A 1,270-nucleotide genomic window follows, 5' to 3' on the forward strand; every position below is an offset into this window, starting at 1 on the left:
CACTAAGATACCTGCTTATGCAGGTGGGTTTCCCCATTCGGACATCGATGGCTCAAATGCTTCTTACCAGCTCACCATCGCTTTTCGCAGGTTAGTACGTCCTTCATCGCCTCTGACTGCCAAGGCATCCACCGTCTACGCTTAATCACTTAACCATACAACCCCAAGAGGTCTTTTTGCTCGATCTTTCTCTTTTATACGGCCTCTTGCTCACCGTTTGCTTGGTCACGTAACACGTTACGCTCCCCGCGACAAACGCCTCGCGCGAGATTGTCTAAAAAAGAAATCTGCGTCGCAAAACCACTCAGTGTTGAATCATCAACCAATTAAGGTTTTGTTTTTGCCGGACTCAAAATAGAGACTTTGCTTATCAAATAAGACAAAGCCCAAGCACACTTGATTGTGTGAGTGACATTNTGCTTGGTCACGTAACACGTTACGCTCCCCGCGACAAACGCCTCGCGCGAGATTGTCTAAAAAAGAAATCTGCGTCGCAAAACCACTCAGTGTTGAATCATCAACCAATTAAGGTTTTGTTTTTGCCGGACTCAAAATAGAGACTTTGCTTATCAAATAAGACAAAGCCCAAGCACACTTGATTGTGTGAGTGACATTTCTGTCACTGATTGAGAACTTTACTGTCATTCTTTAAGAATGACTTGTCAGCTTTCCAGATTGTTAAAGAGCATGTGATTCTATCAATACGATAAACCACTTTTTAAAGACACTTATCAYCATAAATGCGCTTAAAAAGTGGTGGAGCTAAGCAGGATCGAACTGCTGACCTCCTGCGTGCAAGGCAGGCGCTCTCCCAGCTGAGCTATAGCCCCATCATGAATCCCTTAGATGCTGGTGCCAATTTCTTTTGAGGCAAGGCAGTGTATTTCGACGTTTAGTTCGCTAAACGAGGAATGCACTAACGCAGCATCAGRAGAAATTGGTGGGTCTGAGTGGACTTGAACCACCGACCTCACCCTTATCAGGGGTGCGCTCTAACCACCTGAGCTACAGACCCATCTAAGGTACGAGCCTTTTACTAAGGCATTCGTATCTCTTTGACTTTCAACCTATACAATCTGTGTGAACACTCGCAAGAATAGCGTCAGTAAGGAGGTGATCCAGCCCCAGGTTCCCCTAGGGCTACCTTGTTACGACTTCACCCCAGTCATGAACCACACCGTGGTAAACGCCCTCCCGAAGGTTAAGCTATCTACTTCTGGTGCAGCCCACTCCCATGGTGTGACGGGCGGTGTGTACAAGGCCCGGGAAC

The 1,270-nt window shown here is 46.8% G+C and carries 2 tRNA genes and 2 rRNA genes; all 4 read right to left on the bottom strand.

Annotated elements, in window-relative coordinates:
- Positions 1-155 (bottom strand): 23S ribosomal RNA (locus tag BZG20_RS16100); the annotation flags it as partial.
- 599 nt (positions 156-754) lie between these two features.
- A tRNA-Ala gene (locus tag BZG20_RS15870) sits at positions 755-830 on the bottom strand.
- A 108-nt stretch (positions 831-938) separates the two neighbouring features.
- A tRNA-Ile gene (locus BZG20_RS15875) sits at positions 939-1,015 on the bottom strand.
- Between the two features lie 91 nt (positions 1,016-1,106).
- Positions 1,107-1,270: ribosomal RNA gene (locus tag BZG20_RS15880) — 16S ribosomal RNA — on the bottom strand; the annotation flags it as partial.

Origin of the sequence: Salinivibrio sp. IB868 (assembly GCF_001995655.1) — a bacterium.
Classification (GTDB): Bacteria; Pseudomonadota; Gammaproteobacteria; order Enterobacterales; family Vibrionaceae; genus Salinivibrio; species Salinivibrio siamensis.